We start from the raw sequence: 23,080 nt of genomic DNA, 5'->3' as shown, positions 1-23,080 counted from the left end.
CTCCGAACCGCAGCTTCAGCCCGTCGGAGGCCACGGAGAATACGTTGGGGGTGAAGAACCACGGGTACTCGGTCGCGTACACGTCGTTGATCTCGGACGGCAGCTTGAACGAGGGCTTCCCGTCCGGGCCGAGCGAGGAGCCGCCGGTCCCGCCGCTGCCGAAGCTGCCCGGGGAACCACTGGCGAGGGAGCGCGACAGGGTGGGACTGGCGCTGCTGAACGGGGTCGGCGCCTGTGCCGTCGGCATCCTGAACGGCTGCAGGGCGGGTGCGCCGCCGGTGCCACCGCCGGGCGCACCGCCCGGCATCCCGGTGCCGCCGCCCGGGAGGCCACCCGGGCCGCCGAGGCCGCCGGGGCCCACGCCGCCCGGGTTGAAGCCCTGGATGTCCACCGGCGCGGGGGCGCCGACGCCGCCGGGCATGGTGAGCCCGGTCTGCATCACGTTGGGCGCGTTGACCGTCGAGACCCCGTCGAGGCCGGTCCGCGGCGGTGCTCCGGTGCCGCCTCCGCCTCCGCCGCTCCCGCTGCCGCCGGTGAGCGAGGCGACCTCGGCGGCCGCCGTCATCGCCTGGAAGTGGCCCGAGCCCTGACGGAGCATCGAGTCCACGTTGTTGCCGACCTGGCCGACGTACGTGTTGTAGGTGGCCACGGCCTCCTTGATGCCCTCGGACTTGGCGATGTCGTCGTTCTTGCCGGCCGGGTTGTCCTCGATGTACTCCTTCGTGTACTGGAGCTCGCGGATCATCTCGTTCTTCGTCTGCGTGACCGCCTCGATGGCGCCGCGCAGCGACTGGGCGATGGCGTTCGCCGCCGTGACCGTGGTGGTGACGTGCGAGGCGTCGCCCTCGCAGAACTTGCGGAGGTAGCCCGCGAAGCTCTCGGCGGCCTCGCCCTCCATGGCCTCCATGGCCAGCTTGGCGTTGGCCACGATGGCGCCGACCCGGGTCTCGGCGAAGGTGTTCCACTTCTCCCAGGCGAGGGCCAGGTCGCCGATCAGGTCTTCGTTGGCGTCGGGGAAGACGATGGCCTTCCCGTCTTCGTTGCTCTGGATGACCTTGAGCACTTCTGCCAGGTCGGGGGGCAGCTGGATCACGGTGTCCGTCCTTCTGCGAGGGTCGACACGGGCAGGGGTCAGGCGAGCTTCGGTCCGCTACCACCGGAGGGGTGCGGCGGCGGGGGCTCGGGGTCTTCCCAGGCGTTGTAGTCGAGCGTGGGCGCGTCGGCCCCGGTGAAGTTGGAGTTGGCGGTGACCGGTCCGCCGGTCTCGCCCGCGACCACCACCGTGACCGGCTTGTTCCGGGGGTCCGGCTTGACCGGGGCGACGGTCGCGTCCGCGCCCTCGATGGCCCGCAGCGAGGTCGCGTTCGACTCGTCCACGGTGCGGTAGTTGGCGACCACGGTGCGCAGGTTGGCCGCGACCTGGGCGCTGTTGGCGAGGAACTTCTGGATGCCGTCCAGCACCTGCTTCTGGTGGTCCGACAGACCGCCGACCGAACCCGTGCTACCGGTCAGCGACTTGGCGAGCCGGTCACTGCCGTAGACGGTCGGCTTGATCTGCTCCACCGCCGCCTTCAGCTGCGCCGTGGGCGCCTCCAGATCGTCCAGCATGGTCTGGATCATCTTCGCCGCCGCTTCGACCTGTTCCAGGTCGACCCGGAATTTCTTCCCCTCCGCCATTTCCACCCCTCGCTCGTTGCCCCATCGGTGGTCGGCGGCCCAGTCCGCCGACCCTCAACTTCCCACCAGGTCGAACAATCTGACGTCACGTCAGAGCGTGACGGCCCCGCCCGGGCCGACCACGTACAGGCCCGTCTCGGTGAACGAGATGGCCAGCGGCGCGCGGTCCAGCGGCGCCTCGTTCAGCAGCGTGCCGCTGCCCAGGTGCCACAGGCGCACGGTGTCCCGCTCGTCCCCGGCCGCGACCAGGGCCTCGCCGTCCATCTCCTGGCAGACCAGCGTGCGCACCCGGGCCGCACCCCCGGACAGCTCGGTGACGGCCTGCCCGCTCTCGGCGTCGAAGGCCCGGACGGCGCCGTCGGCCGTGCCGGCCAGCACCACCGGACGTCCGGCGTGGGTGGCGAAGGCCAGCGCCGCCACTGGGGCGGTCAGGCCGCCCACCACCGGGCCGGGCGCGCCGCTGACGGCGTCCCAGATCCGGACGGTGCGGTCGCCGCCGGCGGTGGCGAGCAGCGGGCGGGGCAGCTGCGGGCCGAGCGCCAGCGCGGTGACGCCCTGCTGATGGGCCGCCAGCCGCAGCAGCGGTGCGCCGTCCAGCGCGCCGCGCACCCGCACCACGCCGTCCGCGCCGCCGGAGACCAGGGTGGTCTCGCCGAGCACCAGGCTGGTCACCGGGCCGGTGTGCGGGGTGGGCACCGAGACCGGGGCGCCGTCGGGGAGGCGGTGGCAGCGCACCGCGCCGGTGACGGTGCCGCAGACCAGCAGGCCGTCGGTCGCCGCGACGGAGCTCACCGCTCCGCCGTCCTCGGCGAGTTGGAGCCGTTCGAGGCCGCCCTCCCAGAGCCGGAGGGTGCCGTCGCCGTACCCGGCGGCCAGCACCTGGGTGCCGTCCGGGAGCACGGCGGTGGCCAGGGCGTTCAGCGGGCGGGGGCCGGTGGCGGGGCCGGCCGGCTCCCAGGTCGCCAGCGCCGTTCCGTCGGCCGGGTCGAAGAGCCGGATCCGACCGCGCTCGTCACCGACGGCCAGCGCCGAGCCGGCGCCCTGCCGCACCACCGCGAGCGCGGTCAGCCAGGCGCCGCCGGTGGCCCAGCCGTTCAGGCCGGTGCCCTGGTAGACGTCCCAGGTGCGCACGGTGCCGTCCAGCGCGCAGGAGGCGAGCACGGGCTCGCCGGCCAGCTCGGTGAAGGCCAGGCCGGTGATCGTGGCCGAGTGGCCGGCCAGGACCGCCAGCGGCTCGCCGGTGGCCAGGTCCCAGAGCCGGATCTCCCGGTCCACGCCGCCGGAGGCCAGCACCGCCTGGTCGCCCAGCGAGAGCACCGCGAGGGAGGTGACCCGCTCGGTGTGGCCCACCAGCAGGTGCAGCCGGGCGCCCGCCGCCGCGTCCCAGACCCGGATGCTGTGGTCACCGCTGCCCGCGGCCGCCACCAGGTCGAGCCCGGCACAGTTCGCGTGGACCACGGCGGAGGCGCCGCGGCCGTTCACCGCGAGCAGCCCGAGGCCCCTGCCGTCCTCGGCCCGCCAGGCCCGGACCTCGCCCTCACGGCCGCCGGAGAACGCCAGCGGCACGCCCTCGACCACCGCGGCGGCCACCACCTGTGCGCCTTCGCCGCCCGAAGTCCCGTGCAGCAGGGCCCCGGTGGTGGCGTCCCAGACCTGGACGGCCCCGTCCTGCGCACCGACCGCGAAGAGGTCCCGCTCGGCGACCCGGCCCAGCGCCACGGCGGTCGGCAGCAGTCCGGCCTCCTCGTCCGAGTCGCCCAGGGAGGCTCCGCCGTCCGCGAGTTCGGCCAGGCCGAAGCCGCGCCCGGCGACCGCCAGCGCGAACGCGGGGCGGCCGGAGACGGTGCCGATGGCGGCCGTCGGGGCGGCCTCGGCCGGGTCGACGGCCGCCAACTGCACCAGGTTGCCCGGAAGTTGGGCCGGTGCCTCGGGGCGGATCAGCTGGCCGGCGAGCGCCTCCAGCAGCCGGGCGATGCCGGGGACGGGGGTGTCGGTGCCGTCGGCCCAGGCCAGTTCGCCGACCGTCAGCCGCCGGGCCTCGGCGACCCCGCCGCCGGCTCCGGGGCCGGCGTTGCGCAGCGCGTTCAGCACCCGGGCGGGCACCGCCGGGTCCACCGTGGCGGTGCGCACCACCTCGGTGTCGCCGCTGCGGTGGCGCACCCGCAGCGCGCCCACCTGATCAAGGGTCAGTTCGAGCCTGCCTCCCGGCAGTTGCTCCCCGCCGACCGAGAACTCCACCGGTCCCGACATCTTCCGAACCCCCAGCCCTGGTACATGGACAAACCAGCCGCGCGATGCGCGTAGATCAAGTACTCGTGGAACGAGTGTGTGTGGAGCGAGCGTGCGTGGAGCCAACGTGCGACGAACGGACCGCGCACTGACGGGTGAACGCACCCTGCACGGAGCGGTCGTCGCTCAGCAGAGGTCCTCGGGGACGAGGGTCGCGTAGACGGCGTCGCGCAGCTCCTGGGTGCGGGAGCTGCGGAACAGCGCGGGGCGGAAGCCGGTCCGGCGGAAGCCGATGGAGGCCCCGACCACCTGCACCCCCATGTTCTCGGCGGCGGCGTAGGCGTCGATCCGCCGCAGCCCCAGCTCCTCGAAGCCGAAACGGCAGACCAGCCGCATCGCGGAGGCCGCGGTGCGCATCCGCCGGTGTTCGGGCAGCAGCCAGAATGAGATCTCGGCCGCGCCCTCCTCGGGTCTCAGGTCCACCAGCTCGGCGAGCCCGATCGCGGGACCGCCCTCGGCCTCGGGCTCGCCCTCTTCCGCGGGCCCGCCTTCGGCCGCCAGTGCCACCGCGAAGTACGCGGCCCGGTCGGCCTCCCAGAGCCGGGGCGCCACCTCGGTGATCCAGCGGACGGCCGACTCGCGGTCGGAGTGGCTGAGGATGCCCTGCATGAACTCGCGCACCAGCGGGTCGTGCGACCCGGCCAGCAGCGTGTCGGCGTCCCGCTCCTGAGGTCTGCGGATCAGCACCTGGCCGTCGCGCAGACCTGAGAGCGCTTTCACCGTGCTCAGCGAACAGGTGGCGCCTCGGTTCCTCCCCATGGCCCGTATCGAAGCACCTTGAAGCCGGTCAATCAACCCGGCTCGACCCGCCCCTACCTGTGGGTAAGGTCAACTCGACCCCCGGAAGAGCGATTTGTCGACAGAGTCTGACCACTCGTCAGCACACGGAACGGCCCCCAGCCCGGCGGCGCACCGCGCCGACCAGGGCGGGAACGCCCCCGGACACCGGTGTGGAGGTTTCGCGAGGGTCGCCACCAGGGCCCGTTCGGCGGTGACGGTGGTCACGCCCGGACCGCGTCAAGGCGCGTGAAGGCGCGTGATGGAATGCCCGCATGCCGACACTCCTCGACAAGGCCCGGGTCTTCCGCTCCCTGCACGTGCCCGGCCGCCCGCTCGTTCTGCCGAACGCCTGGGACGTCGCCTCCGCACTCCTGGTCGCACGCGCCGGAGCGCGGGCGATCGCCACCACCAGCGCGGGCGTCGCCTGGTCCCTGGGCGCCCCCGACGGCGGACGGCTGGAGCGCGGACCGGCGCTCGCCGCCATCGCCCGGATCGCCTCCGCCACCGACCTGCCGGTGACCGCCGACATCGAACGCGGCTACGCGGAGGACCCCGAAGGCGTCCACCGCACCGTCACCGGCGTACTGGAGGCCGGCGCCGTCGGCATCAACCTGGAGGACACCCTCCGCCCCGTCCCCGAGCAGACCGAACGGATCGCCGCCGCCCGGGCGGCGGCCGACACCGCCGGGATCCCGCTCTACCTCAACGCCCGCATCGACACCCACCGCCTGCCGCCCGGCGCGGCCCGCCTCGACGAGACCGTCCGCCGCGCGCACGCCTACACCGCCGCCGGGGCCGACGGCGTCTTCGTCCTCAGCGCCCTGGACGCGGACGAACTCCGCGCCCTGGTGGGCGCGGTGGACGTCCCCGTGAACGTGCTGACCGGCCCTGGCACGCTCACCGTCCCCGAGTACGCCGCCGCCGGTGCGGCCCGGGTCAGCGCCGGCTCCTCGATCGCCGAGGCGGCGTACTCCCTCGCCGAGCGCGCGGCCCGCGAGCTGCTGGGCGCGGGGACCTCGGGCGAGCTGGCCGGTCAGCTCGACTGGGCCGCCGTCAACGCGGTCCTGCTCGGCGAGCCGCCCGTCGGCTGAGGCGCTTGCTGCCTGCCCCCCGCCGAACGTCGGGTGAGTTGCCTGCCGCCCGGCGTCAGTGCAGGCCGAGCGCGGCCCGCAACCTCCCCCGGGTGACGGCGGCGGCCTCGCGGGTGACCGGGTCCTCGCTGTGCAGCGCGTCGTCCAGCAGCAGGTCGGCCGCCGCGACCACGGCGGCCGGCAGGGCCACCTCGCGCAGGCCGAGCAGCTGCGCCGCGGCTTGGTGACCGGTCGTCAGGCCGGCGTCGGCGCGCTCGGACGGCTCGCCCTGCCGGTGCGCGGAGTGCGCCGACGAGTGCGCCGACGAGTGCGTCGCGGTGTGCGCAGAGGGGTGCGCCAACTCGCTCCGGGAGCGGCGAGGTTCGTTGATCAGAGGCATGTCCGGTCCGTCGGTCGTGGTGGGGGTGCGGTCGGTCAGGAGGCCTGCAGGTTCCGGACGGTCGGTGACGGTCCGCCGAGCGCGGGCCGTTCGGGCCGGGGCGCGATGCTCCGTAGCACCGGGCCGGACGGCAGCGGCGCCGAGGTCGCGCCCGTCCCCGCTCCGGTCCCGGTGCCTGCCCCTGATCCCGTGTGCGCGTCCCGGATCCACCGGGCGAGCACCCGGGCGAAGTCGGGGCCGATCACCGCCGCGAGTCTCAACTGCTCCAGGTCGCCGGTCCGCAGGGGGACCCCGGCCGCCGTCAACGCCGCGAGCAGGGGTTGGACCGCCGTCCAGGGGAGAGGGGCCACGGGGAGGGGGCCGGTATGCGCAGGCTCTGTCACGCCGGGTCCAACTACCACTCGCCGACGGGGTCACGGGTCCGGGGCGGCATTCCACCCAGTGACGTAGAGCGCACCCCGGAGGGGGTGGGCGTGTCGCGCGGGAGACCGTGCGCCCGTCCCCGAGGCGGGTTCACCAGGGCGTGCCGGTCGGGTCGTTGGCGACGGCGGCGGACAGCAGGGCGTACAGGTGGTCGGCCTCGGGGAGGAGCGCGGCCTCGATCTCGTCGTCGCTGCGGCCGGCCAGGGTGAGCTTCTGGATGCGGCGGAACAGCAGCCGGTCGGAGGCCGCGATCAGCGCGGCGGTGGCCCGGGGGGCGATGGACGGCGTGTTCGGCGGGGCGGCTTCGGCCAGGGCGAGGACCAGGGCCTCCTCGCGCAGGTCGTGCAGCTCGCGCAGCCGGGCGGTCAGGGTCGGGCTGTCGGCGACCATCCTGGCGAAGGTCGGGCCGGTGAAGCCGACCACCGGGTCGTGCGCCAGCAGGGCGGCCCGGAAGGTCCGGCCGAGGGCCGTCAGCGGCGCGTCCTGCGGTCCGCGCTCGGCGACGGCCCGGGCGAGGCCCTGGGTGAACTCCGCGTGGTGGTCGAGGGCCAGGTCCTCCTTGCGGGCGAAGTAGTTGGTGACCGTCTTCTTGGCCACCCGGGCGGCGGCGGCGATCTCGGCGATGGTGGTCTGCTCGAAGCCCTGCTCGACGAAGAGCCTGGTCGCACAGTCGGAGATCAGCTGCCTGGTCTCCTGCTTCTTGGACTCACGGAGCCCCGGTTCGGTCGTCACGGGAAAATCTTACCCCCGACGCAAAATTATGCTTGCCCTGCTGGCTATGTCCGTCCTAAAGTTACGTCCGTCGCAAAGTTAGTCCGAGTAAACCCAACTGAGGAGCAGTTCTGAACGTCACCACCACCACCGTGTCCCTCACCGTCGACGACGTGGACGCCTCCCGCGAGTTCCTCTGCACCCACCTCGGGTACCGGGTCACCGTCGCCGCCGAGGGCTTCGTCTCGCTCGGCCGCGAGGACGCCGCCGCCGATGTCGTCCTGCTGCGCACCGGCACCGAGGTGCTCCCGCCCGAGCAGCGTCACCAGCGGGCCACCGGGCTGATCCTCGCGCTCACCGTCACCGACCTCGACGGCGAGGAGCGGCGGCTGCGCGAGGCCGGCGCCCCGATCACCCTCCCGCTGTGCGAGGAGGCCTGGGGCGAGCGGCTGTTCCAGCTCACCGACCCCAACGGCGTCGTCGTCCAGCTGGTCGAGTGGGTCACCCCGGAAGGGGCCGAGCCGCCGGCCGCCCGGGTCGTCGCCCCCGCCGCCGAGCACGTCACCGAGACGCCGAACGCCCGGATGACCGGCCTCGCCGCGCCCAGCCGCGGCAGCTCCGAACTCAGCACCTGGACCGTCGCCATGACGGCCGGTCAGACCGGCCCCGAGCACACCGTCAGCCGGGAGCAGGTCTGGACGGTGACCGCCGGCGCGCTCGAGGTCAGCCACTCGGGCCGCACCGAGACCGTCCCGGCCGGACACACCCTCGTCCTGCCGCCCGACCTGCCGCGCCGGGTGCACGCCCCGCAGGACGCCGAGGCCCACGTCGCGATGCGCGCGGACGGCGTCGCCTCCGTGCCGGGCGCCGAGGGCACCCGGGGCCTGCCGTGGGCGCAGTGACGTGCCGTCAGTACCCTTCCTGAGCACGCCGTCCGCACGACCGCCAGCAACGGAGTCAGCTTGTCCCTCCGCATCACCGCCCTGACCGACGCCGAGCAGGCCCCCGGTGCCACCAGCCGCCGCCTGACCTGGCTGGCCTCCGACGCCGACGGCAACCCCGTCGGGTCGGCCGTCCTCCGCCTGTTCGACAAGCAGGGCCAGCGCCACCTCGCCGAACTCGACCTGCGGGTCCACCCCGCCGAGCGGCGCCGGCGGGTCGGCACCGAGCTGCTCACCGCCGTCCTGGCGGCCGCCCGCGCGGACGGCCGACGCAGCGTCATCGCCCAGGCGGAGGAGGGCACCCCAGGGCAGGTCTTCCTCGCCGCCCGCGGCTTCCGGGTCGCCCTGACCCTCACCTACGCCCGCCTCACCCTGGCCGACGCCGATCTGCCGGCGCTCCACGCGGCCGCCGAATCCCCTCACCCGGGCTACCGGTTGACCTCCTGGGAGGGCCGGGTCCCCGAGGACCTGGCCGACACCTACGTCGCCTCACGCACCGCGATGGACGACATGCCGATGGGCGCCGTCGACTACGGCACCGTCGTCTGGGACCTCGACCGCGTCCACGCCGCGGCCGCCGCCGTCGCCGCCCACGGCGAGACCCTCCACACCGTCGCCGCCGTCTCCACCGCGGACGGCACCGACGGCACCGTCGTCGGCTTCACCGAACTCGTCGTCCCCGCCGACGGCACCGGCGACGCCCAGCACTACGGCACCGCCGTCCTCCCCGCCCACCGCGGCCACGGCCTCGCCCGCTGGATGAAGTCCGCCGCGATCCTCGCCGCCCGCGACCACCACCCCCGCCTCGACGGCCTCCTCACCGACACCGCCGACAACAACCCCCACATGCGCCACGTCAACGACGCCCTCGGCTACCTCCCCACCCACGTCGCCCACGAGTTCCAACTCGACCTCTGATCACGCGCCCTTGACCGTCATCTTGTTGACGGCGGCCCGGAGTTGGAGCCAGCTCGGATCCGTCGGGTCGGCCTCCTCCACCGTCGACAGGTCATCGTCCTCCCAGGTCCGGGTGCCGTCGGTCAGGACGAGGCCGGCCTCCGGGTCGCCCTCGGCGGGAACCTCGGAGGTGGACGCCAGGAACGCGGCGACCGCGGCTCCGGCGAGCTCCTTGCTGTCCGCGGTGCCCGCCGTCGCCGTCGCGGCGTCGGTCAGCACGGAGAGCAGGAGCAGCCCACCACCATCGGTGGCGGTGAGGAGCTCGCCCGCCGGGGTCGCCGCGAGCGCGGTCAGCCGGGCCCCGGGCGGGCCGCCGTGCTCCGTCGTGGCGCCGCTCTCGACCTCCACCTCGAGCAGGGAACCGTCGGGAGTGGCGATCCAGAGCACGCCCGGGCGCTCGGCGAAGGCCAGGTTGTACCCCGCCCAGGACTCCATCTGCGCGAGCCAGCCGGGCGGATACGGGAAGCCGGGGTCGGGGTCGCCCAGCGGCGCGGACAGCACGCGCCGGAGCGAGGGGAACGCGAAGACCTCCACGTAGTTGCCGTACGCGTTGCCCCGGATCGCGAAGTGGCGGCCGTCCGCGCTGAAGACCGGGGCCTCGTAGCCGTCGCAGTCCAGGATCAGCGCGTGCCGCAGCCACCTCATCGCGGAGGGCGCGTCACCGCCGCCGCTCCCGGCGGAGGCGAACACGCAGAAGGTGGCCCCCTGGTCACTGGCCAGGGTCGCCACCAGCCCGCCGCCCGGATGCACCGTGACCCCGGTGTCCCACCTCGGCCCGCCGCCGACGGCCCCGGATCCGAGGTCGATCACGTCCGAGCTCTCCCAGTCCTCGGCCCCGTCCCGGTACGACGGCGAGGCCCACAGCGCCCGCCCGTCCGGGCTGAACGCCAGACAGCGGTACGAGGAGCCCTCCTTGAGGACGGACACCCCGTCAGGAGTCCACTGCCACAGCTCTTCCTCCACCGCCACGACCAGCAGCGCCCGCTCTGGATGCCACGCCGCCGCCGGCATCAACTCCATCCGGTCCCACCCGACGGCATCGCCGTACCCCTCGTCCTCGGTGCCCACGAACCCGAGCTCCCGCAGCTGCGCCCCTTCGTGGTCCCACACCCGCACCACCGGGCGCTCGGACTCCCACACGGCCACCAACGGCAGCCGCGGATGACACACCAACCGCTCCACCGAAGACCCGCCGCCGACCAACGCCCTTGCCACGACCTGGAGATCCGTCACGCCGACACGCTAACCAGCGTCACCGACAGCGGCACCCCGACGGCGATCGAGCGCTCTGGGCCCGGGCACCCACCTCCGCAGGTCCTGCGAACGCCCGGTGCGGATGATCGTTGCCGACCTCCTGGAGGCGCTGGGAGACTGGCGCCATGGTGTCTGACGTTTCGTCACGGTCCCGAGCCCGTCGCGCGGTGCCCGAGGTGGTCCTGCCGGAGCGGGTCGACGGGGACGGTGGACGGCTGCGGGAGGAGTTCAACCAGGCGGTGCGCCGGCCCGAGGAGTTCGGCGGCCTGCCGGCGGTGGCGCGCCTCCTCGACCGGCTCGCAGCGGGCGAGCGGCGTCCCTCGGGCCAGGTGTGGATCCCCGACACCAACGCCCGCCTGGCCCCGTCGGCGCTGCTGCGGGGCTCGTTCCCCGACTCCGACACCTACGTGATCGCGTCCCAGTACGGCGAGGACGCCCACCGCCGGGGCTGGCTCCGGCTGGACCGCAGCCTGACGCCCGCCGAGCACGCCGCCATCGCCGACCGGGCCGTGGCCTGGACGGAGAGCGACCGCTCCCTGCCCGACGTCCTGGCCGAATTCGGCCCGCCGTCCGTCACGTTCGGTCCGCCGGACCCGCACCGACCCAAGACCCTCAGCTACGCCACCGACGATCCCGCGGCCCCCGTCGTCGCCTTCCACCTCGGCTCCGCGCAGCCCGACCCGGACCCGGACGACCGGACGCCGGCCGACGCGGTCCTCCTCGCGGTCCGGGTCCGCGACGAGTTCCTCGGCGGATGGGAACTCACACCAACCGGCGTGGACCGCTTCCACCAAAGGCCGGAGCGAGCCTCGGAGTGAGCGCCGCAGAGCGGGCCGGCCACTGCCCCACGACATGCGTTTCCGCAGGCCAGGGGAGTCCCTGACCTGCGGAAACGTTGGCGGGCCCGAACTGCGTCCAGCAGCTCGGTGGTGCCTCTACAGGTCGTAGTTCTGATCGAACATGCCTTTGACCTGCGGAAACATAGAGCTTCTGGAAGATCATTTCACAACCAGTGCACACGCGGCGGCCTCAACGTATGAGAGGTGCCGAGAGGCGCCAGGCGGTGCTGACAGGTCCTGCTGGTGGGCTACTGCTTGGCGCTACAGAGTGCTACGAGGTTCGAACCGGCTCCCCATGGCGGCGCAGGGGCTCGGAGCCCTATCGGTCCTCCTCGATGAAGCAGGCCCGCTCTCCTCTGAGCTGCATTGGTTGACTACCCTGACCTGCCACGGTGCAGCGCTGCTTTGAATCGCCGGTGGAGGATGGCGAGAGTGGCAAGGGCGGCAGCGATGGCTGCGGCGATCCCGGTGGCTACCAGGCTGGCGCCCTGGGGGTGGGTGGTTGGCGCCTGCGGGGCGTCGGTTGAGGTGAGGGCGAACGTTGACGGTGGAGTAGTTGATGGGGTGGCGCTGGCGGACACGGTGCTTGCAACGGCGGAGGCGTCGGTTCCCGGTGCGGTGGTGGCAGAGCTTGCGGAAGTCGGGGCAGGGGTGGTGGCGGAGCTTGCGGAGGGCCGGGGCAGGGCCGACGGCGGGGCGGTGGGTAACGGGGTGGGAGAGGCTTTGGCGGGGGTGACGTCGAAGTGGGCGACGGTGTTGTCCTGGCCTGCCTGCAGGGTGCAGGGGACGTCTGTCCGGCCGGGCCCGGCCAGGTTGCCGTCGGCGTCCTTGGGAACGAGGTGGAGAGTGAAGTTGCCGACGGTCACGCGCCCGGTGCCGGGGTGGGTGAAGGAGATTCGGGGAGCGTTGCCGGTGGCGGGGATGTCGAAGGCGCCGGAGGCGGGGACGGCAGTGCGGGTGATGGCGAGGTGGACGGGGACGGCTGTCTCGCCCTGCGGGGCGAGGACGCGGGTCTCGGTGTCTATCGAGCCTTCGATGGTGCGTACCCCGAGGACGTAGCGCAGGCCGAGGGTAAAGGAGGCCTCGACGGTGGCGGCCGCGTGGATGGCGAAGGCCGGGCTGGACTCGCCGACCGGCAGGGTGGCTGGGATGTCCGCCGAGATCCTGGCGGTGATGGCCTGTCCGCCAATGGTCGGGAAGACACAGGTGTAGCGGAGGCTGGAGGTGGCTGGCTGGGCTGCTGCAGGGACGGTGGCAGTGGTGAGGGTGCCGACGAAAGCAGCGGCGGCAATTGCCGCGCGTCGGGCGCGCCTGCTCGGGCGGTGCGTACAGGACTCGGTGCTCATCGTGCTCCTACCGTCGAGTGGTTGCGCCGGCTCTGTTCGCTGCCGTGGCGCTGCTGGTGGTTGCGGCTCAGGTGACTTTGGATCCAGGCGTGGCGGAACTGGTAGACCGCGCCGACCTGGCGGAGCACGCCTCGCTGGTGGGCGTCGTCCAGGAAGGTGATCGGCGCCCAGGGCAGTTGGCCGGTGAGCGGTAGCCAGATGCGGGCCAGTGCCACCCACTGGCCCCAGGCGGTCAGGCTCAGTCCGTAGCTGAGCCCGGCGCCGAACGCGGCCTCCAGCCCGAACACGAGGCCAACCTCGAAGCCGCGCAGCGGCCCGTACACGATGCCGTTGAGCAGGCCGACGCTGAGGCCGATGACGAGCGCCCAGGTGAGCAGGTGGAAGACGACGTTGCGGCGCTCGATGTGCAGCAGGTCGGCTGGGCTGACGACGGATTCGGTGCGGACCGGTGCCTCGAACAGGGCGATCAGGCCGAAGACTAGCCCGGTCGCGAGGGCGATCGGCGGAACGAACAGCAGCCCGGCCGTGAGGCCGGCGCCCTGGCCGTCGGCGAGGCCGAGCGGGGCGACCAGCCCTTCGTCGACCAGGATCAGCAGCGTCATGCCAGCCGCTCCGCAGCCCAGGCCGATCAGGAACCGGGTGAGCGCGGTGCGGCGGGTGCGGCGGGTGCCGACGCTGAGCCGCAGCCGGACGGGGGAGGGTCTGAGGGTGGCGCGGGCGCAGGCGTGCCAGTACACGAGGCCGAACAATGCCCCGGCGACTGAGCCGTGCAAGAGGCCGACCACGAGGCCGCGGACAACGGCGAATCGAAGGCCGTGCGAGGTGGCGACCAGGTCGACCGGTACGTTGCCGACCGCCGTGGTGACGCCGAATGCGAGGCCGGCCAGGAAGGCGATGATCAGGGCTCGCGGGGTACGGCCCAGGCTGGTGCCGATCTCCCACCAGGTGAGGTCTTGCTGTTCGCGGCCGAGTCGGGTCAGGTGGTCGGCGAGGTGGCCGAGCCAGCGCTCGGCTCGTTCCGCGTCCCACGATCCGAGCCGGTGGTGGGTGGTGTCGAGCCGTTCGGTGGGACGGGGACGGTAGGCGGCGGGGATGAACCCGGCCAGCAGGTGCCTCTCGATCGCCTCGGGGTCGGGGAAGCGGTCGGTGTCCAGGAGTTCACCCGGTCGCCGTTCGGGGTGGTCGCTGTACATGGTGCGGGCGAGGGCGACCATCAGCGGGGTGCGGAGCGCAGCGGCGAGGTTGGCGCGGCCGGCGCGCTCCGCTGTCCGGGTGGGGTCGAGGACGGCCTCCCAGGTCGCGCCCGGCGCGTCGGTGTCCGCGGGCCTGGGGAAGGCCGGGTCGGTCCGGGGCAGGTAGCCGCGCAGGTCGTCGAGGTCGAGGTCGCGCAGTTCCAGGACGACGGCAGCGGCCAGTGGGGCGTGCGCCTTCTGGACGGCAGCGGTGAACTCGGCGTGCCGACTGGTGAGGACGAGTGGCGTCAGGGAGAGGTTGAGGGCTTCGAGGGCCGGTGCGCGCAGGTCTTCGGCGAGTTCGTCGAACCCGTCCAGGACGGGGAGGACGAGGTCGTCGTCGAGTAGGTCAGAGGCCAATGTCTTGCCACTGGCGACCGGCCGGGCCAGGTACGGGTAGTCGCGCAGCAGCCGGGCGATCAGCCAGTCGCGCAGGGCCACGGTGGTCGGGTCCCAAGCTCCGAGGCTGAAGATCACCGGCACCCGTTCGTTGCGGGTGCGGGCATCCAGTAGGTCGAGGGCGAACCGTACCGCCAGGATGGACTTTCCCGACCCGGCCCGGCCGAGGACCACCAGCCGACCGGAGGGTATGCGTCGGTAGATCTCGGCGACCCGCCGCAGGTCGCCGCTGAGGTCCGGTTCGGCACGGGCTTCACCAGGGGCCAGCAGGTGGGCGTTGGCCGACTGGTCGGCCACCCCCGACGGCACCCGCTGCCAGCGCACCGGCAGGGCGAAGGGGTGGTGCACCCGGTGCTGGGCCTCCTCACGGCGCCAGCGCTGCCGGCTCTCGCGGGCCAGATCCTCGGCGGCATCGGCGAGCGGGCCGTGGTCCCGGGGCGGTGGCGGCTCCGATGAGAGCGCTGGGGCTTCCGGTGCAGTCGCAGCCGACCCGGTGCCCCCACTGAGGGTGCTCAGGCGGCGCCGGTCCTCGGGGCCAGCGCCGAGCGCGTCGGCGATGCGGTTGATGGTGCCGAGCCGGTGGTCGAAGGGGCGGTCGGTCTCGACTCGGCGAACGGTGCTCTCGCCGAGCTCTGCCCGTTCGGCGAGCTGGAACTGGGTCAGACCGGCCTGTTTCCGTAACCGGCGTATCAGTGCGCCGAGCGTCTCCGTCACGCCCCACCCTTCCCCCGAGGATTCGAATACAGAGGGGAGCCTACCGGTGACGACCGGTCATCTATGACCGGTGTTGTGACCTGTGCGTTTGCCTGACGCGACGTCAGCATCGGCGGTGTGGACAACCGGTTCCGAGACGCCCGGCGCACCCCGTTGCGTGGCCCGGGCCCGCCTGTCCGCGACACCCGTTGCGTGAGCTTATGGGAGGTGGTGTTGGCGATGGCGGAGACGAAGGGTGTCCTGCTGCCGGCCTACGTGGTGGCCGACGAGTCGGGCTCGATGGCGCCGTACCAGCGTGAGCTGGAAGACGGGGTGGCGTCGCTGTGCGAGGGGCTGCGGGCGGAGCCGATGGTCGCGGCCAAGCTCCGGCTGGCCGTGCTGGGTTTCTCCGACGACGTCCAGGTCCGGCTCGCGGTGGCCGACATGCGCACCGAAACCACGGTGCCCCGGCTGGTGATCCGCGGGGTGACCAACTACCGGGCAGTCTTCGAGGACCTGCTGCAGCGGATCCCCGGCGACGTGAAGTGGCTGCGCGGCGAGGGCTACCGGGTGCACCGCCCGGTGGTCTTCCTGCTCAGCGACGGCCAGCCCACCGACGGCTCGTCCTGGCACGCGCCGCACGCCGAGCTGACCGACCGGGACCGTACGCCGACCGCGCCGAACATCATCGCCTGCGGTCTCGGCGACGCCCGGGCGCAGACCATGGTCGATGTCGCGACCCGCCCCGAGTTCGCCTTCCTCGCCAAGCCCGGAACCGACGTCGGCCGGGCGATCTCGGAGTTCTTCCACTCGCTCACCGTGAGCCTGGTGGCCTCCGGACACGCCCTGAACTCGGCCAACCCGCAACTGGTGGTGAACCGGCCCGACCAGTTCACCATGGCCATCGACGAGGTCGGCCGGTGACGTCCGCCCGTCGGGGCGACCCGGACCCCGCGCCGCCGCCTGCACCCCCGAGGCCCGCCGGGCCACCCACGGCTGCCGGGCCGGACCCGGCACCGTGGCAGCGGATCACCGTGGACGTGCCGGGCCTGGAGTTCGAGGCCCGGGCGCCCAGCCAGTACGCCTTCGACTTCCCCGACAGCGAGTGCGAGGGCTGGTCCACCGACCGGCTCACCCTGCGCTTCGCCTCCGTCCGCGGCGCCAAGCACCGCTACTACCGTCAGCCGCGCCAGGACGCGGCGCGCGCCGCCGTGCACGAGACCACCGGCAGCATCGTCTTCGCGGTCGCCGACGGCGTATCCAGCGCCGCCGAGTCCCACCAGGGCGCCGTCGAGGCGTGCCGGGCCGCCGTCGAACGCATCCTGCACCTACTCGACCGGGACCCGGACCGGCTCGACGGCGCCGACGTCGCGGCCCACGCCGCGCAGCGGCTACGAGAACTGGCGCAGTGGCGGCTCGGCGTCCCCGCACCGCAGCTGGCCGAGGTGACCCGGCTGTACGCGACCACCCTCGTGGCAGGAGTGGTCCGTGTCACGGGCGAAGCCCTGGAAACCGAACTCTTCCGGATCGGCGACTCCGGGGCGTGGCTCCTCGAACGGGACAGCGGCGGCTACCACCCATTGTTCGGCGGCAAGGCCGCACCGGGCGCGCCACTGGTCAGCAACGAGGTGTCCCCGCTTCCCATGGTCCCCGAGCAACTGGAGACTGCCGTTGGACGGTTGGCCGAGCCGTGGACGCTGCTGGTCGGCACGGACGGATTCGGCGACCCGCTCGGCGAGGGCGACGGCCAGGTCGGGGAGCTGTTCGCCCACCAACTCGCTTCGCCACCGCCGCCGTTGTGGCTCGGCCACGTGCTGGATTTCAGCCGGGAGACCTTCGACGACGACCGCACCCTGCTGGCGATCTGGCCTCGCGCCGAGGGGCCAAGGTGAACGTGCCGCCGGCCACCCCACTCGAGTTCGCCACGCTGACCCTGGGCGCGGAACTCGGTCGCGGCGGCCAGGGATCGGTCCATCAGGTGCGTAACAAGCGCATCAACGAAGCGGCGGTTGACGGCGGTTGGGAGGTCGTTTACAAGGAGTACGCCCCCGCGGTGCTGCCGCAGGTGGACGCCGCCGCGCTGGCCGCCACCGTCGCGCTGCCCGGGCGGCTGACCGGCGAACAGGGGCTGTGGCTGTGCGAGAAGACCGCCTGGCCGGCCGCCACGGTCCAGCGCGGCGGACAGACCTGCGGGTTCCTGATGCGAGCCGTCCCCGACCGCTTCCGCTTCACGCTCCGGACCCTGGCGGCCGGTAAGCAGGGCCCTCCCCGGCTCGCCACCCTTGAGTACCTCCTCAACGAGGACGCCTATGTGGCCGGGATCGGACTGACCGTCACCGACCGGGACCGGCTCCTGCTGCTCGCCGACCTCGCGACCACCCTCCACCGCCTGCACCGCTTCGGCGTCGCCGTCGGCGACCTCTCGCCGAAGAACCTGCTCTTCACCCTCGTACCGCAGCCCGAGTGCTTCCTCATCGACTGCGACGCGGCCCGCCTCGACGGTGCGACGGTGCTGCCGCAGGCCGAGACCCCGGACTGGCACGTCCCCGCGGGCGAGGAGCGGGCAACACGGCACAGTGACACCTACAAGCTCGCCCTGCTCGCCGTCCGCCTCTTCGCCCGCAACCAGGGCACGACCAACCCGGCCGCGCTGGCGGCGATCGACCCGGCCCTCGGCGACCTGGCCCGTGACTCGCTCGGCCCCGACCCGGCCGCCCGGCCAACGCCCGCCGCATGGGCCGAGCAACTGGCAGCGGCGTCCGGCAGGTTGAAACCCGGCGGCGGGCCGAAAGCCGCAGTTGGCGCGTCCACCAGTACCGCACCGAAGAATCCACGGCAGACCAGGCGACCCCCCGGCCAGCAGGGCAGCGCCGGTTGGCCACCCACCATCACCGGGCCACAGAAGCCGCCCCGCACCGCCGCGGCAAAAGCCGCGAAGGTCGTCGGCACACTCGCCGCAGCCCTTGTCCTGCTACTGGTGATCTCCAACAGCCAGCACACCTCACAGCCGGACGCCGCCACAACCGCCGACAGCGGTCAGACGGCGCTCTCCCCAGTGGTCGTCCCGTCCGACACTTGGACGCGCGCTTCGGATCCCACGACCGATCCACCTCTCCCCGAACCGACGACCGCGATCCCGACCACACGGGTGCCCTCGCCCCTACCCCCACCGCCTCCTCCACCACCCCCGCCCCCGCCCCCGCCTCCACCCCCGCCTCCTCCGACGTACTACTACGGGGCCATAGCCGTGTCGCATGACGGCAGCAACGGCAGATCCTGGGACTTCAGTTCCCAAGCCGCCGCCGACCAGAGGGCGCTGAAGGAATGTCCTCGCTCCGACTGCACGATCCTCGCGCGCTTTGTCAACAGCTGCGGCGCAGTCGCGTACAACCCGCAGACCAACATGTACTGGGGCGGGTCCGGTGCCACAGAGGTGAAGGCGGAGGACAACGCCATCGCACGAGCTGGTGGCGGCCACTGGATCACCTATGTGTGCACCACGCGGCAGCGGGCGCAGTGAGCCCATGTTCTCTGGCCAAGAGCCCGTCTCGCTAGCCCTTGCTGTCCACCGCAGCACCATACGCATGCGACAGCTGGCCCAACGCTTACGTCACGGGACGCACCAGCACGCCGAACTACCCCGCGCTCTGCGGCCAGGACGCCTCCACCTACTGGCGCTCCAACGAGTTCCCCGACCGCGGCTACACCGTCCGCCGGCGCTGACCCCGCCGCGCGGCGACCGATCCGCCATCCCACACATCTCAAGGATCCGACATGGCATACCGCTACCGGTGCGGCGAGTGCGGCTTCAAGACCTCCTGGGGCACCGAGTCCCAGGGCGAGCGGGAACAGATCGCGCACTACACCGACCGCCACCCCGGCCTGCACCCCGGCGGAATCGTCGAGGCCAACACCAAGGACCCGGAAGGTGGTGGCTGCCTCAGCTGCCTCGGCATCCTCGCCGTGCTGTTCCTGCTGTTCGTCCTCGCCGCCTCGTGCAACCGATGAACGGCGCTGACCCCAACACCGCGACCAAGAGGTCCTCATGACGAAGCACTACTGGAACCAAGACCCGGCCGCACCGGCACCACCCACCTGGCAGCAGACGCCACGCGCGGTGCCGCCCCAACTCGGCAGCGGCGGGGCGGCACCGGGCGGGCCGGCGCCCGCCACACCGCCCGGCGCGGCGCCGTCCGTGCCCCCGCAACCGACTGCCAGGACGGGCACGCAGCCGCCGACAGCACCGGTGACGCCGCCCGGGGCGAGTGCAGCACATCGAGGAGCCGGGGTGCTGCGCCACTGGCGGCTGCTGGTGGCTGCGGTGGTGCCCTGCCTCCTGCTGGCTGGCACCGGGTGGTGGCTCTGGCCGGAACAGCTGACAAGCCGTCCTCCGCACATCACCGAGGGGACCGTCCAGGCGAACATGCTCAGCGCCGACGGGGTCAGCAAACTGGCCGCAACGATGGTGGTGGCCGGGCCCCAGTCGAACCGGCCCCATCCCCCGCTCTCCGTAACCCCGTCGGAATGCGCTGTTGCTGCCGGGCCGACGACGCAGTCGGTCTACGGGCAGGCGTGGAAGGCGTTCCTATCGGCGACCTACCAGGACGCCGCTGGCTCGGGCAGCTACACCGTCAACCAGGTGACCGGCGTGTTCCCTGACAGCGAGAAGGCAGCCGCGGCATTCCGCACCCTCACCGATGGCCTCACCAAGTGCCCGTCCTCGACCCTCACCGACCGGGCCGGACGTACCTCGAAATGGACCTACGCGGCGCACCCCGCCACCGAGGTCGCCGTGGCGTGGACCGCGACGCAGGGCGATACCGCGAACTGGGCCTGCTACCACCAGGCCCGGGTAAAGGGCACCAGCCTGATACAGGCATCCGTCTGCCAGGCCGGTGACGGTGAGCCCACCGTCTCCGTGATCGCCGACGAGCTCACCGGCAAGGTGACCGGATGACCGCGCCCTCGCGCAGGCCGTCCGCGCGCCGCCGGCGGACGCTGCCCCGTATCCTGCACCTCGTGCTGACGGCACTCCTGGCGCAGATCGCCGCCGTGGGGGTCCAGACGATCGCGCCGACCGAAGCCGCGGCGGTCACGGCCCAGGCGGGCACGCTCGCCCCCGCTCCACTGGTGGCGCCCCGGGGCTTCGAGGCCGCCCTGGCGGCCCTCCTGGCCGAGGCCGAGGATGCGAACCGGCAGGCGGCGCAGCTTGCCCAGCAGGGGAAGGACGTGGTTGCCGAGGCGGAGCGGATCACCAAGGAAGCCGCCGCCATCCGCGAGAGCAAGGCGGCGCTCAACGCCAGGGTCGACGTGGTGAGCCAGGAGATCAGCGCCCACAACGCGCGCGCGAAGGCCGTGGACGGTGAGATCGCCGCCCACAACGCCAAGCAGGGCACGGTCCAGGGCGCGGGCGCGGTCGCTGCCTACAACGCCGAAGCGAACCAGCTGGAGTCCAAGCGGAATCAGGAGAACGCCGTCGAGGACAAGATCCGGGGCGAGCAGAACCAGATCCGGCAGGAGGCGTCCCAGGTGGACGCCAGGTCCTCCCAGCTTGACGCCGCCTCCAAAGCCAACGACAAGAAGGCAGCAGACCTCAAGGCGAAGGAACAGCAGCTCCAGTCCCGAGGCCAGCAACTGCTCGCGCAGATGGCGCAGACGATCCAGAGCTTCGCCTCCGTTCCGTCGAACCCGGCAGCCGCCATGGACCAGGGCGGTGACGCGCCCGCACCGGCCCCGCAAGTCGGCAACCAGCTCACCGGCCAGGACGAGGACACCGGCGACAGCCCCTACCGCCAGCCCCGGGCCGCCGCACTGGCACAGTACGCGAAGCAGCACGGGACCACCGTCGACACCCGACCCGGCACGGCGTACCTGACGCCCGACGCCATCCGGCGTCTCACCCCCGCGCAGGCGGCCACCCTCGGCAGCCCTTCAGTCAGCTACGACGGGCTGGTCCGCAAACCCAACGGCCACTACACGGCGCTACGAGTGCAGGCGCAGGCCACCACCCCGGCCCCGGCTCCGGCCCCGGATGTCTTCGGCTCCGGAGGGCTCGTCGCCCATCAAGACGGTGAAGCGCGGGCCATCGACGAAATCACGACGCTGCAGGAGTCAACCGTCGAAGCCGCACCGAGCCCCGCCCATACGCCCTCGCCCCCGCCGGGCAGAGCCAACTGCCTGACCACCCCCAGGGGCCGGCCGAGCGGCGACGGATGGATTCTCAACACCGACAAGCCGGTGCGCAACCGCAACAAGACCGCGACCGTTCCCTCCACGGTCACGAGCGCGCCCTTCAGGGCTGAGAAGGCGGAAGCCTGCCTAACGCAGGAGCTGGTCAAAGGGACTGAGGCAAAGGGCGACATCGCTGGTTGGGAGGACGCGAAGCTCCAGTCCGCCTACGGTACGCTCGCCCGCTGCCACCTGATCGCCAGACAGCTCGGCGGACGGGGGAGCAACCAGGGGGACTGGAACAACCTCGTCCCGTGCTACCAGCAGGGCCTCAACACCAAGGGCATCAGCATGGTGACGTACGAGAACCGTGTCCAGACGACGGTCAGCACCCTGGGCCGGGGGAGCGGGTCTGCCGTCTACTACCAGGTGACACCCCGTTACCTCCATGACGACAGCACCATCCCCACCTCCGTCACCTTGACCGCCCGGGTCGAACAGCCCAACGGCGCCTCATGGCCCCTCTTCTACATCGAACTGGAGAACACCCCCTACGGCACCGGACCGAACCTGGGCAACTGACCCTTTCATCGACCGGAGGTCCACATGCTGCGCACCACCCCCAAGCGGCCGGAGTCCATCGCGGGGGTCTTCCCCACGTTGGCCCCGCTGGCCCGCACCGCGGTTCGGTTGCACCCGAGTCCCGGCTCGCCATTGCCCGAGGAGAGCTCGGTGGGAGGGCCCCTGCTGTGGCCCGCAGCCGAACCCTGGCCGCACTGCGGCGGCACGCACCTGGTGCACGACGTGCTGCCGGCGACGTCCCCCGAGGACGTCCGGCTGCAACGGGCCATCCAGGCAGCCGTCGCGAACCGGCCGCCGGACGAACGTGGCTACACCCCTCGGGAGAGCGCCGCGATGACCCGGATCAGCGCCGGCCACCCGGGGCCCGAAGGGCCCGTCGCGATGCTGGCCGTGGCCCAGCTGTATCTCCGCGACATCGCCGTCCTGCGCCCGCCCGGGGACGCGAACCTGCTCCAGGTCCTGTGGTGCCCCTTCGACCACCCCGGACAGAACATGCCCAGGACCGAGCTGTTCTGGCGCGCTGAGGCCGCTGTCGGCGACATCCTCGCCGCGCCCCCGTGGCCATCTGCGCTCCAGTACGAGGGCTACCTGCCGCAGCCGTGCGTACTCGCTCCCGAACGGGTCACCGAGTATCCCCTGTCGGCGGAACTCGACCCTGGATTGCGGGCCCTGATCCGGACCTGGAGCGCCGTGCAGAAGAACGGTGCGGCACCGGGATCGACCTACGACGGCGCGGAGGAGGAGTACTACGACCGGGAGCTGTCCGTCGCCCCCGGCTGGAAGGCCGGCGGATGGGCACCCTGGAGCTTCACCGATCCCGCCCCTCGGCACTGCCGTGCCTGCGGCAGCGAGATGGAGCCGATGCTGACCGTCGCCACAACGGAGTGGAACGAGAACGTCCGCAGCTGGACCCCCGTCGAGGGCCGGGACTCCCACTCCGGCGGCCCGGCCCCCTCACCGACACCGACCATGGTCACCATCGGAGACGGGTACAACCTGCAGATCTACGCCTGCCCGCTGGCGCCGCAGCACCCGCACACCGCATCGGTACAGTGACCCGACCTTCCTGTCCCCAGCGCCGAGGTCTGCACCTCGGTCGGCGAGGGCACTACTCTCGCCCCCTGGGCCACTGCCCCGACCAGCCCCGTCGCGCTCGCCCCCCCAGCAGCACTCCTGCGGCACCGTCTACCCGCACGGCGCGAATGAGCTCTCTCGCCCTGAGGACGTTCATCTTGTCGGCATGAAGTCCTACGGCCGCGCCCCGATCCCCGGTGTCATCAGGAGCAGGACGGTGGTTGCTGCTGAGCTCCCGCTGCACC

At 72.6% G+C, this 23,080-nt stretch carries 22 protein-coding genes and 1 pseudogene; 13 read left to right on the top strand and 10 right to left on the bottom strand.

Annotation, left to right across the window (positions count from 1 at the left end; genetic code table 11):
- The 4 genes from ACWEPF_RS33160 to ACWEPF_RS33145 all read right to left on the bottom strand — a co-directional run.
- Positions 1–1,093 (bottom strand): WXG100-like domain-containing protein (locus tag ACWEPF_RS33160; protein ID WP_452175500.1); only part of this gene is annotated, 1,093 nt, incomplete at its 3' end.
- A gap of 38 nt (positions 1,094–1,131) precedes the next feature.
- On the bottom strand, positions 1,132–1,677 hold the full coding sequence (locus ACWEPF_RS33155; protein ID WP_452175499.1) for a WXG100 family type VII secretion target: 546 nt from the start codon (positions 1,675–1,677) through the stop codon (positions 1,132–1,134).
- A 90-nt stretch (positions 1,678–1,767) separates the two neighbouring features.
- Complete coding sequence (locus ACWEPF_RS33150) at positions 1,768–3,927, bottom strand: hypothetical protein (protein ID WP_452175498.1); 2,160 nt, start codon at positions 3,925–3,927, stop codon at positions 1,768–1,770.
- 165 nt (positions 3,928–4,092) lie between these two features.
- On the bottom strand, positions 4,093–4,725 hold the full coding sequence (locus ACWEPF_RS33145; protein ID WP_452175497.1) for a GNAT family N-acetyltransferase: 633 nt from the start codon (positions 4,723–4,725) through the stop codon (positions 4,093–4,095).
- 293 nt (positions 4,726–5,018) lie between these two features.
- Here ACWEPF_RS33145 and ACWEPF_RS33140 point away from each other — a divergent pair, with 293 nt between their 5' ends.
- Positions 5,019–5,837, top strand: coding sequence for an isocitrate lyase/PEP mutase family protein (locus ACWEPF_RS33140; RefSeq protein ID WP_452175496.1), 819 nt, complete (start codon positions 5,019–5,021; stop codon positions 5,835–5,837).
- A 55-nt stretch (positions 5,838–5,892) separates the two neighbouring features.
- On the opposite strand, the gene ACWEPF_RS33135 is transcribed toward ACWEPF_RS33140, so the two are convergent.
- The 3 genes from ACWEPF_RS33135 to ACWEPF_RS33125 form a co-directional block, all read right to left on the bottom strand.
- Positions 5,893–6,216 carry a hypothetical protein gene (locus ACWEPF_RS33135; protein ID WP_449796832.1) on the bottom strand — a complete coding sequence of 108 codons (324 nt, stop codon included), beginning with the start codon at positions 6,214–6,216 and terminating at the stop codon, positions 5,893–5,895.
- Positions 6,217–6,251: 35 nt separating this feature from the next.
- Positions 6,252–6,566, bottom strand: coding sequence for a hypothetical protein (locus tag ACWEPF_RS33130; protein ID WP_452175495.1), 315 nt, complete (start codon positions 6,564–6,566; stop codon positions 6,252–6,254).
- 163 nt (positions 6,567–6,729) lie between these two features.
- Complete coding sequence (locus tag ACWEPF_RS33125) at positions 6,730–7,371, bottom strand: TetR/AcrR family transcriptional regulator (protein WP_452175494.1); 642 nt, start codon at positions 7,369–7,371, stop codon at positions 6,730–6,732.
- Between the two features lie 131 nt (positions 7,372–7,502).
- Between ACWEPF_RS33125 and ACWEPF_RS33120 the strand changes: the two genes are divergently transcribed.
- Together ACWEPF_RS33120 and ACWEPF_RS33115 are read left to right on the top strand one after the other, a co-directional pair.
- Positions 7,503–8,252: a VOC family protein gene (locus ACWEPF_RS33120; protein WP_452175493.1), complete on the top strand. Its 750-nt coding sequence runs from the start codon at positions 7,503–7,505 to the stop codon at positions 8,250–8,252.
- A 60-nt stretch (positions 8,253–8,312) separates the two neighbouring features.
- On the top strand, positions 8,313–9,209 hold the full coding sequence (locus ACWEPF_RS33115) for a GNAT family N-acetyltransferase (RefSeq protein WP_452175492.1): 897 nt from the start codon (positions 8,313–8,315) through the stop codon (positions 9,207–9,209).
- On the opposite strand, the gene ACWEPF_RS33110 is transcribed toward ACWEPF_RS33115, so the two are convergent.
- Positions 9,210–10,481, bottom strand: coding sequence for a hypothetical protein (locus ACWEPF_RS33110; RefSeq protein WP_452175491.1), 1,272 nt, complete (start codon positions 10,479–10,481; stop codon positions 9,210–9,212).
- A 188-nt stretch (positions 10,482–10,669) separates the two neighbouring features.
- Here ACWEPF_RS33110 and ACWEPF_RS33105 point away from each other — a divergent pair, with 188 nt between their 5' ends.
- Positions 10,670–11,320: a hypothetical protein gene (locus ACWEPF_RS33105; RefSeq protein ID WP_452175490.1), complete on the top strand. Its 651-nt coding sequence runs from the start codon at positions 10,670–10,672 to the stop codon at positions 11,318–11,320.
- A 395-nt stretch (positions 11,321–11,715) separates the two neighbouring features.
- Here ACWEPF_RS33105 and ACWEPF_RS33100 read toward each other — a convergent pair whose 3' ends face one another.
- A complete protein-coding gene (locus tag ACWEPF_RS33100; protein WP_452175489.1) occupies positions 11,716–12,687 on the bottom strand; it encodes a DUF6801 domain-containing protein in 972 nt (323 codons plus the stop codon).
- Positions 12,684–15,032 (bottom strand): helix-turn-helix domain-containing protein, encoded by a 2,349-nt coding sequence (locus tag ACWEPF_RS33095; RefSeq protein WP_452175488.1) that lies wholly within the window; start codon positions 15,030–15,032, stop codon positions 12,684–12,686. Before ACWEPF_RS33095 ends, ACWEPF_RS33100 begins: the two co-directional genes overlap by 4 nt.
- Before the next feature lie 219 nt (positions 15,033–15,251).
- Here ACWEPF_RS33095 and ACWEPF_RS33090 point away from each other — a divergent pair, with 219 nt between their 5' ends.
- The 9 genes and pseudogenes from ACWEPF_RS33090 to ACWEPF_RS33050 form a co-directional block, all read left to right on the top strand.
- Positions 15,252–15,935 carry a vWA domain-containing protein gene (locus ACWEPF_RS33090; RefSeq protein ID WP_452175487.1) on the top strand — a complete coding sequence of 228 codons (684 nt, stop codon included), beginning with the start codon at positions 15,252–15,254 and terminating at the stop codon, positions 15,933–15,935.
- A gap of 110 nt (positions 15,936–16,045) precedes the next feature.
- Positions 16,046–16,903, top strand: a complete 858-nt coding sequence (locus ACWEPF_RS33085) for a protein phosphatase 2C domain-containing protein (protein ID WP_452175486.1) — start codon at positions 16,046–16,048, stop codon at positions 16,901–16,903.
- Positions 16,900–18,531: a DUF4189 domain-containing protein gene (locus ACWEPF_RS33080; RefSeq protein WP_452175485.1), complete on the top strand. Its 1,632-nt coding sequence runs from the start codon at positions 16,900–16,902 to the stop codon at positions 18,529–18,531. The genes ACWEPF_RS33085 and ACWEPF_RS33080 overlap by 4 nt, the downstream gene beginning before the upstream one ends.
- 38 nt (positions 18,532–18,569) lie before the next feature.
- Positions 18,570–18,734, top strand: coding sequence for a hypothetical protein (locus ACWEPF_RS33075; RefSeq protein ID WP_452175484.1), 165 nt, complete (start codon positions 18,570–18,572; stop codon positions 18,732–18,734).
- Between the two features lie 51 nt (positions 18,735–18,785).
- Positions 18,786–19,019 (top strand): hypothetical protein, encoded by a 234-nt coding sequence (locus ACWEPF_RS33070; protein ID WP_452175483.1) that lies wholly within the window; start codon positions 18,786–18,788, stop codon positions 19,017–19,019.
- Between the two features lie 280 nt (positions 19,020–19,299).
- Complete coding sequence (locus ACWEPF_RS33065; protein ID WP_452175482.1) at positions 19,300–19,968, top strand: sensor domain-containing protein; 669 nt, start codon at positions 19,300–19,302, stop codon at positions 19,966–19,968.
- 62 nt (positions 19,969–20,030) lie between these two features.
- Positions 20,031–21,761 (top strand): DNA/RNA non-specific endonuclease, encoded by a 1,731-nt coding sequence (locus ACWEPF_RS33060; protein ID WP_452175481.1) that lies wholly within the window; start codon positions 20,031–20,033, stop codon positions 21,759–21,761.
- 24 nt (positions 21,762–21,785) lie between these two features.
- Complete coding sequence (locus ACWEPF_RS33055; RefSeq protein WP_452175480.1) at positions 21,786–22,817, top strand: hypothetical protein; 1,032 nt, start codon at positions 21,786–21,788, stop codon at positions 22,815–22,817.
- Between the two features lie 103 nt (positions 22,818–22,920).
- Positions 22,921–23,064: pseudogene (locus ACWEPF_RS33050) on the top strand (flavoprotein); the annotation flags it as partial.
- Positions 23,065–23,080: the final 16 nt, after the last annotated feature.

This window comes from Kitasatospora sp. NPDC004289 (genome assembly GCF_053602875.1).
Note: the sequence above shows the minus strand (reverse complement) of the source record. Positions and strands in the feature narration are given on the sequence as shown.